Genomic DNA, 14571 nt, shown 5'->3' with positions numbered 1-14571 from the left:
CTGGTTGTGCGGAGATGAAACCCGTTCCCTTGGGCACCCTCGGCACCTGGCAAGGGATCCTCGGCCCAGAACAAACCGCTGAGGCTCTGGGCAACCCCGGTGTGAAGGTGATCGGATCCCCAGCTCTGTTGACGTTGATCGAGCGGTGCAGCCACACCACCTTGCAGCCCTTCTACGAGCCGGAGGAAGCGGCGGTCGGGATCCGCTTTGCCTTGGAGCATCGGTCGGCAGCGGTGGCGGGGGATCCCTTGCAGGTTCGGGTCGAAGTCGTGGCCGTGGAGGGAAGACGCATTCGGTTTCAGGTGGAGATCACCCAGCAGGAGCGGCTGGTGATGCAGGGATCCTACACCTGCCTGGTGGTCGATTTGCCCCGTTTTCTGGCCCGCTATGGATTGACCGCGGAGGATCCCAGTCGGTGCTCAAGCTGTTCGCGTTAGCGGGACGGAGTCCTTTGGGATTGCTGCTGGCCGTCTTTGTGGGAACTCTCTTGTTCTGGCCTCAACAGCTCATTCTGCGCTACCGCAAACCCTGGCAGGGCCCCCTTGCCTGGATCTGGAAATGGCACGGCTGGGGAGGCTGGGCCGTGCGGGGCAGCCGCCGTGGCTGGGAATGGCGTTGGGGATCCCTGCGCCTTCGCGGCCGTTGGCCGGTACAGCGGGGAGAACCTCGCTCCCTCGGAGATTGGCCGCGTTATTGGCCCTACCTGTGGAAGCTGGGCAAGCAACTTCGCATTCAATCCTGGCAAGGCGGCGTAGAAATTGGCTTTGCCGATCCAGCTTTGACGGGGCAATGCTTGGGGCTGATCGCCGCTCTACCTCTTCCGTTGGCTCAACACCTGCGCTTGACCTTCACCCGCATCGGCTGGTGCGGACAGGGATCCCTGGTGGTTCGGTTTCGCGGCTGGCAGGTGCTGGGGCCGGCCTTAAAACTGGGATGGCTCGCCCTTTCGCGCCGGTGGGACAGAGTCCTGCGGGCAACCAGGGGGGATCCCCGGCAGAAATAGCCAATGGGAAAGCTGGCCTCAGGAGAAAAGTGCTGTGGGGGAACCGCACCGCTGACGTGGTCAGACCGGCTGCAGCGCCGGGCGGCAATTCAACAGAGGCATGACCCGTTCCCCAAATCGCTGCACATCGGCAACAAAATCCGGGAATGTGAACAGGATCCCATCGATGCTGGTTTGGCCGGCGATGCAATCCAGTTCTCTTGCCACAGTTTCATAGGAACCGATGAGGGTTGGGATCCCCATAAATGCCTCTGCCTGGTAGCTTTTCACGTTCACCCCCACCGGATCTGTGTTGGCTGCCCCTTTCCAGCCCAGCAGGGCCTCGATATCCCCCCCTTCCATGTAGTGCTCTGCAACAGCTTCGGCTTCCGCGTCGGTTTCTCCCATCACCACAGTAAACAAAGCGTAGGTACCCACAGTGCGTCCCACCCGTTGGCCAAGCTCCTTCAGCCGATCGCTCATGCGACCAGCCTCTTCAACGGGAGCCAAGATGAAGTTGTGGTTGCCCATTTCCGCCGTAAAGCGCATACCCCGCTCTGAGTGCCCTGCGCAAACAATCGGGATCTCCCGCGAAGGGCGAGGCTGACAAACGCAGTCTTCCAACTGAAAATACTTGCCCTGATAAGAAACACGCCCTTGCTCCCAGAGCAGCTTCATCACCTGCACATACTCGGTGGCGTAGTCGTAGCGATAGCTGTAGTATTCATCCCCCGGCCACAGGCCCATTTGCGAATATTCCAGCTTGTTCCAGCCGGTCACGATGTTGAGGCCAAACCGTCCTTTGCTGATGCTGTCCAGAGTGACACACATGCGAGCGGCCACAGCAGGGTGGAGCGTAGGCAGAGCCACCGAAGCGTAGAGATGGATCCTTTCCGTCACCGCCGCCAAGCCCGCCATTAGGGTAAAAGACTCCAAGGCGTGATCCCAAAACTGGGTTTTCCCCTTAAACCCCCGCCACTTCACCATGGACAGGACAAATTCAAAGCCATACCGTTCCGCCAAGAGGGTGATCTGCTTGTTCAGCTCGAAAGTTGGCATATATTGCGGCGAATTCACCGAGATGATCCAGCCGTTGTTGGCGATGGGGATAAACACCCCAAACTGCAGATACCTCATCGTCCAGTCCTCTCTCGATAAAGCCCTTGGGGAAACAGGCCAAAAACCCCCTGCCCTATCTAAGTCGGTCAGAGGCGAGGAAATGGTGTGCAACACTACTGGGTAAGCCAGGAAGGGATCCCAAACGATGTGCTCCCCACCGCCAAGGCAACCAGCGCCGGAACAGCCTCGGCGAGCACAACTTTGATTTGAACAGGTGAAGCAAAAGAAGATAAAGAAGATATCTTGGTCTTGGTTGGCCCCGCCCTTGTAGATCCCATCGCTGCTCCGCTGTTGAGGCCAACTTCAGTACTCCACACCGCTAACGCGAATCGGTTAGCTAGGGGAATGGGTTTGGGCAGTTCCCAACCTAAGGGGTAGGCGTGGCAGGGGGAATGCGCAGCTCCACAGCCGTGTCCAGGCGGGAGCGTGGGGGTGGGGCTTCTCCCTGAGCCAGTTCTAGGTATTGGGCCAGCGGGTGATTTTCCTTCCAGCGGGATCCCACCTCAGCAGCCATCTGGGTGACTTGGATTTGATAAAGCTGGGCCAGCTCGGCAGCATTGAGGTTGCTCCGCTCCACCTGATCGCGACTGGCCTCGGCCAGGATATCTACCACAAGGTTGCCTTGCTCATCAAACCGCCACAGTTCCAGGCGGCTGCGGGAACGCAGGCTCAGCTCCGTTGGCGAAGCTGGTCGAGTGAGGACATCGACGCGGGCGATGACGATGGCTTCCAGGCCTAGGTAATCGAAAAATTGGCCCACCGCCTCCGGCTTGCGGCGATCCCACTCAAACAGCTCGTAGATGGGCCAGCCCACCTTCTGCAAAATGGGCTGAATGCGACGGTTGTCCAGGGGCACCACCTTCTCGCCGTTGGGGATCAAGCCCAGACGCACCGCCTCTATGGCCAGGCGTTGGCCCAACAGTTGGGTATGCTCCAACCCTCCCACCCCCAAAATGCCAAGGCGACGGCGGGGTTGAGGCCGAATCGGCACCTGCAAAACCACATCCACAGGGGTCGTCAGGCCCCCTTGCAGCAGGATCTCCTGCTCTGCCTTTTCATAGTCGGGGTGCCACACCGTCAACAGCCAACGCCCGGCTGGGGCTTGGTCTAGCTCAAAAGCGCCCCGCTCATCGGTTTGAATCGGCTGATTGGGGTTCTCCATGCCCTCCAACTGCACCTGTGCCCCCGCCACAGGTTGCCCCACGCTGTTGCTCACCTGCCCCACCAGCCGTGCTGTTCCCTGGGGCTGCCCTCTGTTTTGGGAGGGAAACAACGGTGTCAACCGCGGAATGGGGGTGGCCGGAGCCTGAGCCAGCGCTCCTGAAGCCAGTGCCAGCCAGCCGCAGAGGGCCAGACTGCCTGTTCGCGAGAGCGTTGCGTAGCGATAGCTAATCCTGTGCCGGAGAGGATGAAAGAAGAAAAAAGGCATGGCGAAGGTTGCATCCGGTAGTAGCAGTCGGTTCTATTCTGCTCCGCACCCCTGACGCGAACAGGGCAAGATCCTGCTGCAGGGATCCTCACCCAGAAAAGGGGTTGTTGGCTTGCCATTGTTGGACAAACACCGGCACCATGTTGCGCACCTGCAGCCGAAACAGGCCCGCTGCCGCATCTTCAAACATCGGATCCCCGCCCACATCATCCCGCCCATAGGCTTCGTAGTAGCGGGCCCGATCCCCAGGCCGATCCCTCTGCAAGTCCACCACCACCACCACCCCGCGGCTGCGCAACTGGTTGGGGGTGAAATTGGGAATTTCCACCGGCACCGTCGGGGCCACAAAGCGTAAGGCCGTATTCAGCAGAGAGTTGCCCTGGCGGTTGTAGTCCCGCGAGATCTGCATCTGGGTCAAAAGGATGTAGCGCAATCCCAGGGCATCCCCGATGGCCTTCAGCTTGGCCAAATCGGAGGTGTAGCGCTCATCCCGATCCAACAACGTTAGGCCCTGGGTGAGGGGCAGAAGCGGCTCAAACCGGGGATCCGGCCCCAGAGGCCCCTTCAAGAGCAGTACCGGTCGCTGGGGCTGCAACTCCTTCAGGGCCATGCTGAGGTGGCGGGCCAGCTCATCCGAGTAAACGGGTTCATCCGGCAAAAGGCCAATGCCCTCCGGCTGGCGGGTCGGTTCCCCTGGCGGCAGGCGAATATCCTGAGTGGAGACAAAGCCGGCCCGGACTTCCACCTGGGTGCTGGTCAGCGGAAAACCCGGCACCTCCACATCTACCAAATACAGGCCAGCCGGCAGTTCCGGCAGCACATAAGTGCCGTCGGCAGCAATGCGGACGGTTTGCCTGGGTTGGGTTGGCGTGGCGGCCAGGTGCAAAACCCCGGTCTGAACGGGTTGGCCGGCAATATCCAGCACCCGCCCGGTCACCACACCGCGGTTGCCTGGAGAGGGGACTCCCCCGTTCAGGACCTCTGTCCCGCCGTCGCCAACTTGAGCCTGAATATCCTGCAAACGGCGCAAAGCTGGGATCCCTGCTGCCACCACCCACAGATCCCGCTCCCCCAGCATCACCAGACCCGTCGGCTGTCCCTGCAGCCGCAGCGAGGCCACCAATCGCCCCGTCTGTAAATCCACCAGCTGCAGGCGGTCGCTATCGCGGGAGGTCACGTAAGCCCAACGTCCATCAGGGGAAAGGGCCAGCCGCGTCGGTCGCCAATCCAGGCCAACCCGCTGCAGGGCCTCGCCGCTGCGGCTCAGATCCAGCACCGTCAGGTCTTGGCTGCCCGAGTTGAGCACCACCAAGCGTTGCCGTTCGGCATCCAAAGCCATCGCTTCCGGAGTATTGCCGCCGCGCCAACGGGCCAACAACTCCCCATTGTCTGGGTTGACCACCAGCAAACTGAGGGGATCCTCCCCGGCTAGGCCCACAAACAGGGATCCCCGCTGCGCATCATAGGCCAGCGCCAAGGGGGGGCCGGGCATCGGCAAATTGCGGGCTTGCGGCTGCTCTGAGGGATCGCTTTGGCGTTTGTGCTCCGCACCGCTGACGCGCAGGGGAGCAGCCATCACCGCCAGACTTTGGGCAGAAGGCATGGAGGCGAAAACCCGCCCTGTGACCCCATCCACGGCAATATCCAAAACCCCTGCCGGCAACCCATAAGCCTGAATCAGCTCCCCCGTCAGCAGATCGAGGGCCACCAGCCCAGGGGCATTGGGGCCAGAGGCATAGACCACCTGCCGCGCCTCATCCACCCGCACCACACTGGGGGCAAACCCCACCGCCGCCTGCCACAAGGGATCCCCGCTGGCCCCATCCAGCAGAGTCACCGCCTGCTCCTCCAACAGCCCAACCGCGACCCAGCCCCGATCCGGTACCCCATCGATGCGATCGGCAGAGCTGCGCAACGGCAAAAGCCAATCCCCCTCTGTCCTCAGGCCGTTCCCGTCCGTCGAAAAGTTCTCCACCGCAGAGGAGGAGCCTGCTGCCGGCGAAGGGATCCCTTGCCCCAACACAGGGGATCCCAGCCCCAGCACACCACTCAGCACAACCAGCCATTGCCACCGCATGGCCTTCCTCACTCCACAGCCGCGCCTGCTTTGACTCAGGAGATCCTTGCCCAACCAGCATAGCCAACCCGACCGTCCCCTCGGTGCCGGAAAGCCCAAACCCATTTTTTGACAGGCTGCCCAGACGAACATAGAATGGATATTCGCTGGTTTTGTCAGGATCAACCATGAAGGTACGGCCTTCCGTCCGTCGGATCTGCGAAAAATGCCGGGTCATCCGCCGCCACGGTCGGGTGATGGTCATTTGTTCTTCCAACCCCAAGCACAAGCAGCGGCAGGGCTAGAGGGTCGATGGTGGGTGGGTTCAGCCTGCAACGGGAGACAGAGGCAAAGGCTTCCGACACAACCGAGCAAAACGTTGGCTAGACCTCTCGGTGAGCATGGATCCCAAGACCGGCATCTCTACAGCAACATTTCTCTGAATGAGGATCCCATCTCAGGCAGGCAACTCAATCCTTACTGGGCAAGTGTGTTCGAGTTGGTTTGATTTGAAAGGTACCCCTGACTATGGCACGGATTGCGGGAGTTGACATCCCCCGAGAAAAGCGAGTGGAGATTGCCCTCACCTACATTTACGGCATTGGGCTAACCCGCTCCCGCCAGATTTTGGCGAAGACCGGTATCAATCCGGATACTCGTACCCGCGACCTCACCGACGCTGAGGTGGCCGCCCTACGGACGGTGGTGGAGGGCGAATACCAGGTAGAAGGGGATCTGCGCCGCCAGGAGGCGATGAACATCAAGCGGCTGATCGACATCGGCACCTATCGAGGTCGTCGCCATCGCCTGGGTCTGCCCGTGCGTGGTCAGCGCACCCGCACCAACGCCCGCACCCGCAAGGGGGTCAGGAAAACGGTGGCCGGCAAGAAGAAAGCTCCTGCCAAGAAGTAGTCGCTCGGCTTTGCGCGGAAGGCAAAACTCTTCCACCATCCCGAATCCCAACCCCAAACAGTCGATTGCAAGGACACCTGGATCATGGCTCGGCAGCAACGGCGCGGACGTAAAGTCAAAAAGAACATCCCCAATGGGGTGGCCTACATTCAGTCCACCTTCAACAACACCATCGTCACCATCACGGATCCCAACGGCGATGTGGTGTCTTGGGCCTCGGCAGGTTCTACGGGCTTCAAAGGGGCCAAAAAGGGCACTCCCTTCGCCGCCCAAATGGCAGCAGAAAGTGCGGCGCGTCAAGCCATGGAGAACGGCATGCGCCAGATCGAAGTGATGGTGAGCGGGCCGGGAGCCGGTCGGGAAACCGCCATTCGCGCTCTACAGGCAACGGGCCTGGAAATTACTCTGATTCGAGATATTACCCCCATTCCCCACAACGGTTGCCGTCCTCCCAAGCGGCGGCGTGTCTGAAGGATCCCGCGTTGAGGGCTGGTCGAGCGTCTGTAGGGGGTTTTCTCCAGAGCTACGCCATGCCCCAGCGAAGGTCTGCCCAAGCGTGAGATGACCTCGAAGTTTCATCAGTTCTCCAAACGGATATCGAGCCAGACGGACGGGGCCACTATGATGATTCAAACCAGCCGAACCCTCCTCCACTCTCTCGGCAGCAAAGCGAGCTCAAGCGCTGTTGCTTACCAGACCGAGTGTGTTGAATCTCATCGGGATGATAACGGCGTTCACTACGGCAAATTTGCTCTGGGGCCACTGGAGCGCGGCCAAGGGATCACGGTGGGCAACGCTTTGCGGCGGGTGTTGCTCTCCAATCTAGAAGGGACGGCGGTGACCGCTGTACGCATTGCCGGGGTGAGCCACGAGTTTTCCACGGTGCCGGGGGTGCGGGAAGACGTGATGGAGATCCTTCTGAACATGAAGGAGTTGGTGCTGCGCTCCACCGCTCCCGATACTCAGGTGGGCCGTTTGGTGGCTCAGGGGCCAGGGGAAGTCACCGCCGAGAAGCTGCAATTGCCCAGCGACGTGGAGGTGATCAACCCCCGTCACCACATTGCCACCCTGGCGGAAGGGGCAATTTTGGAAATGGAGTTCATGATTGGCCGAGGACATGGCTACCGCGCCGTCGATTACTCCGACAGCAAAGCGATGGCGATTGATTTTCTGCAGATCGACTCTGTCTTCATGCCGGTGCGCAAGGTGAACTACGCCGTGGAAGCAGCCCGGGTCGGCCAATCTTTGGAAAAAGATCGGCTAATATTGGAAGTCTGGACCAACGGCAGCCTCACCCCGCAAGAGGCCCTCAGCCAAGCCGCCCGCATTTTGGTGGGCTTGTTCTCGCCGCTGCAGGAGGTCAGCTTCGATACCCCTGTGCCGCCCCAGCCAGCCGAGGACAACCAGAAAAACCAGATCCCCATCGAGGAGCTGCAGCTATCGGTGCGGGCCTACAACTGCCTGAAGCGAGCTCAGATCAACACGGTGGCCGATCTGCTGGTCTACACCGAGGAAGATCTGCTGGAGATCAAAAACTTTGGCCAGAAATCTGCCGAAGAGGTGGTGCAGGCCTTGAAAAACCGCTTTGGTCTGACGCTGCCCCGCACCCGCGAAAAGGGCAAGGCGTAGGGTTCAGGTTCCGTCCAAAGTATCGGCACCGCCGGCACGACCGCGTCAAAACCCAAGGATCCCCGAAGACTGTAGGACAAAAGGCAGAGGTTACCATGCGCCACCGCCGTCGTACCCCCCACCTCAACAAGCCCGCCGACCAGCGCAAGGCCCTGATGCGGGCGCTGACCACGGCTCTCCTGCGGGAAGGGCGGATCACCACCACCAAAGCCCGCGCCAAAGCCATTCGGGCCACCACTGAGAAGATGATTACCCTGGCCAAAGAGGGATCCCTGGCGGCGCGGCGACAGGCGCTGGCCTATATCTACGACAAGGATTTGGTGCGCTCCCTGTTCGAGCAGGCTCCTGAGCGCTACCGGGATCGGGCCGGTGGCTACACCCGCATCCTGCGCACCGTGCATCGGCGGGGCGATGGAGCAGAAATGGCGGTTATCGAGCTGGTGTAGCAGGAAGGGATCCATGCCGTACCGTCGCATTGCCCTGAGAATTCAGTACCTCGGCAGCAGGTTCTATGGCTGGCAGCGCCAGGCAGCCCGCCGTACCGTGCAAGGGGTGCTGGAGGAGGCGATTGCGTCGCGGGCGGGGCATCCGGTAACCCTCTATGGGGCCGGTCGCACCGATACGGGGGTTCATGCTGCAGGCCAGGTGGCCCACTTCGACACCACCTCCGGCATCCCTGCGGCGGAGTGGTCGAGGGTGCTGAACGACTGTCTGCCGGAAGATGTGGTAGTGCTGGCTTCTGCTCAAGTGCCTGACTCCTGGCACGCCCGCTTTTCGGCTCGCTGGCGCCGCTACCGCTACCTGATCCTGAACCGGGAGCGACCGGATGTGTTCTGGCGCCTCTTTAGCTGGCAAGTGCGTTGGCCTCTGCAGGTGGAGCCGATGGCGGAAGCCCTGAATTCCCTGCTGGGGGAGCACAGCTTGGAAGCCTTCCGGCGGCGGGGATCGGATCGGCCCCACTCGCGGGTACAGGTGCAGGAGGTGCTCTGCCAGCGGCTGGGGGACTTGATCAGCATTGAGGTGCAGGCCAGCGGCTTCCTCTACCGGATGATGCGGCTCTTGGTGGGATCCCTAGAGGTGGTGGGCCGGGGCCAGCTCAGCCCGGCACAGTTTGTCCACCTGTGGCAACACAACGACTGGAGCCAGATGCGCACCCGCTACAGCGCTCCTCCGCAAGGGCTGTGCCTGACGGATGTGGGCTATGCTGCGGATCCCTTCGGTCAACAGTTCGCCCACTCGCCGCCCTTTTGGGCCTTGCCCACAGAGCCTCCCTCCGCCCTCCGGTCGCCGGCTGCGTTGGCCCATTCCTGCGGTTGATCTGGGCGATCTCCAAGCTTGTCCTGATATGTTTCCTTGACTGCCATGAACAAAACTCCCCTTCCCAACCCCGAGACTCTGGCGCCCCGCTGGTATCTGGTGGATGCTGCCAATCAGCGCCTGGGCCGCTTGGCCGCCGCTGTGGCCACCCTCTTGCGGGGTAAGCACAAACCGGACTTCACCCCTCACCTGGATACGGGGGACTATGTAATTGTGATCAACGCTGAGAAAGTGGTGGTCACCGGCAAAAAGCGCACCCAAAAGCTCTACCGCCGCCACTCCGGCCGTCCTGGCGGCATGAAAGTGGAAACCTTTGCCCAACTGCAGGCGCGCCTGCCGGAGCGGGTGGTGGAAAAAGCGGTCAAGGGAATGTTGCCCCACACCCGTTTGGGCCGGCGGCAATTCACCAAGTTGAAAGTTTATGTCGGGCCAAACCACCCTCATGAGGCCCAGCAACCCCAGGTTTATCCCCTCAACACGATCCCAGGAGCCAAAGCATGACTCAAGCGAGCAGCCAACGAGCCGTTTATTGGGGAACGGGACGCCGCAAAACCGCCGTTGCCCGCGTGCGTTTGGTGCCCGGCACGGGCAAAATCATCATCAACGACAGGCCGGGAGACCAGTATCTGCAGTATCAAGAAGCCCTGCTGGCCAGTGTGAAGGGGCCGCTGGAGATCCTTGGTCTGGAAAACTCCTACGATATCCTAGTGCGAGCCCATGGCGGCGGCGTTCACGGCCAGGCGGATGCGATCAAGCTGGGGGTGGCGCGCGCCCTCTGCGAGGTGGATCCGGCCAATCGCGGCCCTTTGAAAGTCGAGGGTTATCTGAAACGGGATCCGCGCGCCGTGGAGCGGAAGAAATACGGCCTGCGCAAGGCCCGCAAGGCTCCCCAGTACTCGAAGCGCTAGGGATCCCTGCCGTTGTTTTTAGAGGAAGATGTTGATAGACAAGGGTATAGAAACAGGCCCAGAGGAGGAAAGGGTTATGCCCAAGAAAGGATTGCACCCGCAGTGGTATCCAGAAGCCAAAGTCATCTGCAACGGCGAAGTGGTGATGACGGTGGGATCCACCAAGCCGGAGCTCAAGGTGGATGTTTGGTCGGGCAACCATCCCTTTTTCACCGGCAGCCAGAAGATCATCGACAGCGAAGGCCGGGTGGAGAAGTTCATGCGCAAATACGGCATGAGCGGTGGCAAAAAGGCCAAGTAGAGGTTCCCCCATCTGGGTGTGGGCAATACTTGGATTCCTGGGTATCGCAAGTCTATGGCTTCTGCTCAACTGATCGACCAGCTTAAGAATGTCGAAGCCACCTTTCAGGAGCTGACGGTGCGCTTGGCCGATCCGGACGTGGCCACGGATCCCGCTGAGCTGCAGCGGATTGCCAAGGCCCGCTCCTCCTTGGAGGCCACCGTCCAGGCTTTTCACGACTGGCAAAAGCTGAATCGCGATCTGCAACAGACGGAAGAACTTTTGCGGGAATCGGCCTCCGACCCGGAGCTGGAGGCGATGGCAAGAGCGGAACTTGAGCAACTGCGGGCCCGCCAAGAACAACTGGAGGAAAAGCTCACCCTGCTGCTGCTGCCCCGGGATCCCAACGACGACAAGAACATTATGTTGGAGATTCGCGCCGGCACCGGTGGGGAGGAGGCGGCGCTGTGGGCGGCGGATCTGGCCCGCATGTACACCCGCTACGCCGAAAAGCTGGGCTGGTCGGTGCGTCTGGCGAGCCTCTCGGAAGGAGAGCTGGGGGGCTACAAAGAGGCGATCCTGGAGATTCAAGGGGATCAGGTGTACAGCAAGCTCAAGTTTGAAGCCGGCGTGCATCGGGTGCAGCGGGTGCCCGTTACCGAAGCGCAAGGCCGTGTCCACACCTCGACGGCCACGGTGGCGGTGATGCCAGAGGTGGACGAGGTGGAGGTGGTCATCGACCCGAAAGACATCGAAATCAAAACGGCACGTTCTGGGGGGGCAGGCGGCCAAAACGTGAACAAGGTGGAGACGGCGGTGGATCTTCTCCACAAGCCCACCGGGATCCGGGTGTTTTGTACCGAGGAGCGTTCCCAGCTGCAGAACCGCCAGCGGGCCATGCAGATTTTGCGGGCCAAACTCTACGAGATGAAGCTGCAGGAGCAACAGGCCTCCATTAGCTCTGCTCGGCGCATGCAGGTGGGAACGGGATCCCGCTCGGAAAAAATTCGCACCTACAACTACAAGGACAACCGCGTTACCGACCACCGCCTCAACCAGAATTTCCCTCTGCAGCCCATCTTGGATGGGGAGCTGGACGACTTGATCCAGGCTTGTATTGGCCTTTACCAAAAAGAGCTGTTGGCGGAGCTATCCTAGGCCAAACTGAGTTACCGCCAGCGAATGGGATCCCTTCTCGAGGACCTTTCCTCTGCCGAGCTAGCGGTAGAATAAATACCCACGTCGAGTGCCTAAACCCCCATGCTGGCCGAATACCGCCAACACGCCGCTGCCCGCGAGGCCCAAGGGATCCCGCCGCTGCCCTTAAACGCTGCCCAGACCAGCCAGGTGTGCGAGCTCCTGAAGGCCCCGCCTGCCGGCGAAGAAGCCTTTTTGTTGCACCTCTTAACAGAGCGCGTCCCGCCGGGGGTCGATGAAGCCGCCTATGTGAAAGCGGGCTTTTTGGCCGCTGTGGCCAAGGAGGAGGTTGAATCCCCGTTGATCACTCCCCTGCGGGCGGTGGAGCTCTTGGGCACCATGCTGGGGGGCTACAACGTCCAGGTTTTGCTGGATCTGTTGCGGGATCCCCGGAGTGAGATTGCAGCGGCAGCAGCCCGCGCCCTCAGCCACACCCTGCTGGTTTTCGATGCCTTTCACGACGTGCTGGAGCTGAGCCAGTCCGGCAATGCCTATGCCCAACAGGTGATCGAGTCCTGGGCCAAGGGCGAATGGTTTACCGCCAAAGCTCCCCTGGCCGCAGCAATCACTGTAACAGTGTTCAAGGTTGCCGGCGAGATCAACACCGATGACCTTTCCCCCGCCGCCCACGCCACCACCCGCCCGGATATCCCCCTCCACGCCCAAGCCATGCTGGAGTCCCGCGCTCCAGGATCCCTGGTTACCATTGCCGAGCTGAAGCGCCGCGGCCATCCCGTTGCCTTTGTGGGGGATGTGGTGGGCACCGGCTCCTCCCGCAAATCCGCCCTCAACTCACTCCTCTGGCACATCGGCCACGACATTCCCCATGTGCCCAACAAGCGGGCTGGGGGAGTGATCCTGGGGGGCACCATTGCGCCCATCTTCTTCAACACCGCCGAAGATGCCGGGGCCTTGCCCATCCAGTGCGATGTCTCCCGCCTGGAAACCGGCATGGTGGTTACCATTTGCCCCTACGAAGGCGTGATCCGCTCTGAGGCCGGCCAGGTTCTCTCCACCTTTTCCCTGCGGCCCGTGACCCTCCCCGACGAAGTGCGGGCGGGGGGACGTATTCCCCTGTTGATTGGCCGTGCCCTCACCGACAAAACCCGCCAAGCCTTGGGTTTGCCTCCCTCGACCTTGTTTATCCGCCCCACTCCCCCGGCAGACACCGGCAAGGGCTATACCCTGGCGCAAAAAATCGTGGGCAAAGCCTGTGGGCTGCCGGGCGTGCGCCCGGGCACAAGCTGCGAGCCCCTGATCACCACCGTGGGATCCCAGGACACCACCGGCCCCATGACCCGCGATGAGCTGAAGGAGCTGGCCTGTCTGGGCTTCAACGCCGACCTAGTGCTGCAGAGCTTCTGCCACACCGCCGCCTATCCCAAGCCGGTGGACATCCAGATCCACAAAGAGCTGCCCGACTTTTTCGCTTCCCGCGGGGGCGTTGTCCTGCGTCCCGGCGATGGCATTATCCACTCCTGGCTGAATCGCATGTTGCTGCCCGACACCGTGGGCACAGGGGGCGACTCCCACACCCGCTTCCCCTTGGGGATCTCCTTCCCGGCGGGATCCGGTCTGGTGGCCTTTGCCGCCGCCATGGGGGTGATGCCCTTGGACATGCCGGAATCGGTGCTGGTGCGCTTTAAGGGGGAACTGCAGCCGGGGATCACCCTGCGGGACATTGTCCATGCCATCCCCTACGTGGCCATTCAGAGGGGGCTGCTCACCGTTGAGAAAAAAGGCAAGAAAAACGTCTTTGCCGGGCGCATCATGGAGATCGAGGGCCTGCCGCATCTGAAGGTGGAGCAGGCCTTCGAGTTTACCGATGCCTCGGCAGAGCGCAACTGTGCCGGCTGTACCATCCAGCTGAGCCTCGAGACGGTCTCAGAATATCTGCGCTCCAACGTGGTGCTGCTGAAAAACATGATTGCCCGCGGCTACCAGGATGCGAGAACCTTGCTGCGGCGCATCGCCAAAATGGAAGCCTGGCTGGCCAGCCCCACCCTCCTGGAGGCGGATGCCGACGCTGAATACGCCGAAGTCATCGAAATCGACCTCAGCACCATCACCGAGCCAATTGTCTGTGCCCCCAACGATCCCGACAAGGTGATGACCCTGAGCGAAGTCCATGCCCAACACGCCGCCGGCAACCCCGATACGCCGATCAAGATTGACGAAGTTTTCATCGGCTCCTGCATGACCAACATCGGCCACTACCGCGCCGCCGCCAAAATCCTGGAAGGCCAAGGGCGGGCCAAGGTGCGCCAATTCTGGATCTGTCCGCCCACCCGCATGGATGAGGCACAACTGCGCTCGGAAGGCGTATACGGCATCTTTGCTGCCGCCGGGGCCAGAACGGAAATGCCGGGATGCAGCTTGTGTATGGGCAACCAAGCCCGCGTGGAAGACGGGGCCACCGTCATGTCCACCTCCACCCGCAACTTCAACAACCGCATGGGCAAAGACGCGCGGGTTTATCTGGGATCCGCCGAGCTGGCCGCCGCCTGCGCCCTTTTGGGCCGGATCCCCACCCCTGAGGAGTACCGAGAGATCGTCTCCACCAAGATCCAGCCCTTTGCCGGCGAGCTGTACCGCTACCTCAACTTCCACGAGATCCCTGGCTTTGAGGACGAAGGACGGGTCATCCCGCGGCAGCACGTGGAGGAGCTGTCCAGGAGCCGTTCTTGAGCGAGAATAGGGGCTAGCTGCCCTGATAGCATGGCAGGGATCGCCCCATTGCCC

General features: G+C 61.3%; 16 protein-coding genes. 13 read left to right on the top strand and 3 right to left on the bottom strand.

Annotated features, from left to right (window positions below):
• Nucleotides 1-14 precede the first annotated feature (14 nt).
• Both ACVWVQ_RS03265 and ACVWVQ_RS03260 read left to right on the top strand, forming a co-directional pair.
• Nucleotides 15-437, top strand: a complete 423-nt coding sequence (locus tag ACVWVQ_RS03265; protein ID WP_414344002.1) for a thioesterase family protein — start codon at nucleotides 15-17, stop codon at nucleotides 435-437.
• Complete coding sequence (locus tag ACVWVQ_RS03260; RefSeq protein ID WP_414355785.1) at nucleotides 416-1003, top strand: hypothetical protein; 588 nt, start codon at nucleotides 416-418, stop codon at nucleotides 1001-1003. Before ACVWVQ_RS03265 ends, ACVWVQ_RS03260 begins: the two co-directional genes overlap by 22 nt.
• Nucleotides 1004-1063: 60 nt before the next feature.
• On the opposite strand, the gene ACVWVQ_RS03255 is transcribed toward ACVWVQ_RS03260, so the two are convergent.
• From ACVWVQ_RS03255 to ACVWVQ_RS03245, 3 genes are all read right to left on the bottom strand, one after another.
• On the bottom strand, nucleotides 1064-2110 hold the full coding sequence (locus ACVWVQ_RS03255) for an LLM class flavin-dependent oxidoreductase (RefSeq protein WP_457506934.1): 1047 nt from the start codon (nucleotides 2108-2110) through the stop codon (nucleotides 1064-1066).
• A 358-nt stretch (nucleotides 2111-2468) separates the two neighbouring features.
• Nucleotides 2469-3530: a carboxypeptidase-like regulatory domain-containing protein gene (locus tag ACVWVQ_RS03250; RefSeq protein ID WP_457506839.1), complete on the bottom strand. Its 1062-nt coding sequence runs from the start codon at nucleotides 3528-3530 to the stop codon at nucleotides 2469-2471.
• Nucleotides 3531-3618: 88 nt separating this feature from the next.
• Nucleotides 3619-5607, bottom strand: a complete 1989-nt coding sequence (locus tag ACVWVQ_RS03245) for a carboxypeptidase regulatory-like domain-containing protein (RefSeq protein WP_457506838.1) — start codon at nucleotides 5605-5607, stop codon at nucleotides 3619-3621.
• Between the two features lie 167 nt (nucleotides 5608-5774).
• Here ACVWVQ_RS03245 and rpmJ point away from each other — a divergent pair, with 167 nt between their 5' ends.
• The 11 genes from rpmJ to acnB all read left to right on the top strand — a co-directional run bounded on the left by rpmJ (nucleotide 5775) and on the right by acnB (nucleotide 14517).
• A complete protein-coding gene (gene rpmJ / locus ACVWVQ_RS03240) occupies nucleotides 5775-5891 on the top strand; it encodes a 50S ribosomal protein L36 (RefSeq protein WP_011433187.1) in 117 nt (38 codons plus the stop codon).
• A gap of 223 nt (nucleotides 5892-6114) precedes the next feature.
• The gene (rpsM, locus tag ACVWVQ_RS03235; protein ID WP_011433188.1) at nucleotides 6115-6498 is read left to right on the top strand and encodes a 30S ribosomal protein S13; all 384 of its coding nucleotides are present in this window, start codon (nucleotides 6115-6117) and stop codon (nucleotides 6496-6498) included.
• Nucleotides 6499-6582: 84 nt separating this feature from the next.
• On the top strand, nucleotides 6583-6969 hold the full coding sequence (gene rpsK / locus ACVWVQ_RS03230; RefSeq protein WP_011433189.1) for a 30S ribosomal protein S11: 387 nt from the start codon (nucleotides 6583-6585) through the stop codon (nucleotides 6967-6969).
• A 150-nt stretch (nucleotides 6970-7119) separates the two neighbouring features.
• The gene (locus ACVWVQ_RS03225) at nucleotides 7120-8127 is read left to right on the top strand and encodes a DNA-directed RNA polymerase subunit alpha (RefSeq protein ID WP_414355789.1); all 1008 of its coding nucleotides are present in this window, start codon (nucleotides 7120-7122) and stop codon (nucleotides 8125-8127) included.
• Between the two features lie 95 nt (nucleotides 8128-8222).
• Nucleotides 8223-8573 carry a 50S ribosomal protein L17 gene (gene rplQ / locus ACVWVQ_RS03220; RefSeq protein WP_414355790.1) on the top strand — a complete coding sequence of 117 codons (351 nt, stop codon included), beginning with the start codon at nucleotides 8223-8225 and terminating at the stop codon, nucleotides 8571-8573.
• Nucleotides 8574-8586: 13 nt separating this feature from the next.
• Nucleotides 8587-9444: a tRNA pseudouridine(38-40) synthase TruA gene (gene truA / locus ACVWVQ_RS03215; RefSeq protein ID WP_414331177.1), complete on the top strand. Its 858-nt coding sequence runs from the start codon at nucleotides 8587-8589 to the stop codon at nucleotides 9442-9444.
• A 45-nt stretch (nucleotides 9445-9489) separates the two neighbouring features.
• Nucleotides 9490-9945, top strand: coding sequence for a 50S ribosomal protein L13 (rplM, locus tag ACVWVQ_RS03210; protein ID WP_011433193.1), 456 nt, complete (start codon nucleotides 9490-9492; stop codon nucleotides 9943-9945).
• Nucleotides 9942-10352: a 30S ribosomal protein S9 gene (gene rpsI, locus ACVWVQ_RS03205; protein WP_011433194.1), complete on the top strand. Its 411-nt coding sequence runs from the start codon at nucleotides 9942-9944 to the stop codon at nucleotides 10350-10352. The genes rplM and rpsI overlap by 4 nt, the downstream gene beginning before the upstream one ends.
• A 76-nt stretch (nucleotides 10353-10428) precedes the next feature.
• Nucleotides 10429-10653, top strand: coding sequence for a 50S ribosomal protein L31 (gene rpmE / locus ACVWVQ_RS03200; RefSeq protein WP_011433195.1), 225 nt, complete (start codon nucleotides 10429-10431; stop codon nucleotides 10651-10653).
• A 54-nt stretch (nucleotides 10654-10707) separates the two neighbouring features.
• Complete coding sequence (gene prfA / locus ACVWVQ_RS03195) at nucleotides 10708-11790, top strand: peptide chain release factor 1 (RefSeq protein WP_011433196.1); 1083 nt, start codon at nucleotides 10708-10710, stop codon at nucleotides 11788-11790.
• 102 nt (nucleotides 11791-11892) lie between these two features.
• The gene (acnB, locus tag ACVWVQ_RS03190; RefSeq protein WP_457489640.1) at nucleotides 11893-14517 is read left to right on the top strand and encodes a bifunctional aconitate hydratase 2/2-methylisocitrate dehydratase; all 2625 of its coding nucleotides are present in this window, start codon (nucleotides 11893-11895) and stop codon (nucleotides 14515-14517) included.
• The last annotated feature ends 54 nt before the right edge of the window (nucleotides 14518-14571 follow it).

The organism is Thermostichus sp. MS-CIW-36 (assembly GCF_054059035.1).
This window is presented reverse-complemented; position numbering and strand designations above follow the sequence as displayed.

Excerpts from the sequence above, each read along its gene's own strand:
- rpsK (WP_011433189.1), top strand. The coding sequence starts at position 6,583 with ATGGCTCGGCAGCAACGGCGCGGACGTAAAGTCAAAAAGAACATCCCC.
- ACVWVQ_RS03225 (WP_414355789.1), top strand. The coding sequence starts at position 7,120 with ATGATGATTCAAACCAGCCGAACCCTCCTCCACTCTCTCGGCAGCAAA.
- rpsI (WP_011433194.1), top strand. The coding sequence starts at position 9,942 with ATGACTCAAGCGAGCAGCCAACGAGCCGTTTATTGGGGAACGGGACGC.
- ACVWVQ_RS03250 (WP_457506839.1), bottom strand. The coding sequence starts at position 3,530 with ATGCCTTTTTTCTTCTTTCATCCTCTCCGGCACAGGATTAGCTATCGC.
- rplQ (WP_414355790.1), top strand. The coding sequence starts at position 8,223 with ATGCGCCACCGCCGTCGTACCCCCCACCTCAACAAGCCCGCCGACCAG.
- rplM (WP_011433193.1), top strand. The coding sequence starts at position 9,490 with ATGAACAAAACTCCCCTTCCCAACCCCGAGACTCTGGCGCCCCGCTGG.
- prfA (WP_011433196.1), top strand. The coding sequence starts at position 10,708 with ATGGCTTCTGCTCAACTGATCGACCAGCTTAAGAATGTCGAAGCCACC.
- truA (WP_414331177.1), top strand. The coding sequence starts at position 8,587 with ATGCCGTACCGTCGCATTGCCCTGAGAATTCAGTACCTCGGCAGCAGG.
- rpmJ (WP_011433187.1), top strand. The coding sequence starts at position 5,775 with ATGAAGGTACGGCCTTCCGTCCGTCGGATCTGCGAAAAATGCCGGGTC.
- ACVWVQ_RS03245 (WP_457506838.1), bottom strand. The coding sequence starts at position 5,607 with ATGCGGTGGCAATGGCTGGTTGTGCTGAGTGGTGTGCTGGGGCTGGGA.
- rpsM (WP_011433188.1), top strand. The coding sequence starts at position 6,115 with ATGGCACGGATTGCGGGAGTTGACATCCCCCGAGAAAAGCGAGTGGAG.
- acnB (WP_457489640.1), top strand. The coding sequence starts at position 11,893 with ATGCTGGCCGAATACCGCCAACACGCCGCTGCCCGCGAGGCCCAAGGG.
- rpmE (WP_011433195.1), top strand. The coding sequence starts at position 10,429 with ATGCCCAAGAAAGGATTGCACCCGCAGTGGTATCCAGAAGCCAAAGTC.
- ACVWVQ_RS03265 (WP_414344002.1), top strand. The coding sequence starts at position 15 with ATGAAACCCGTTCCCTTGGGCACCCTCGGCACCTGGCAAGGGATCCTC.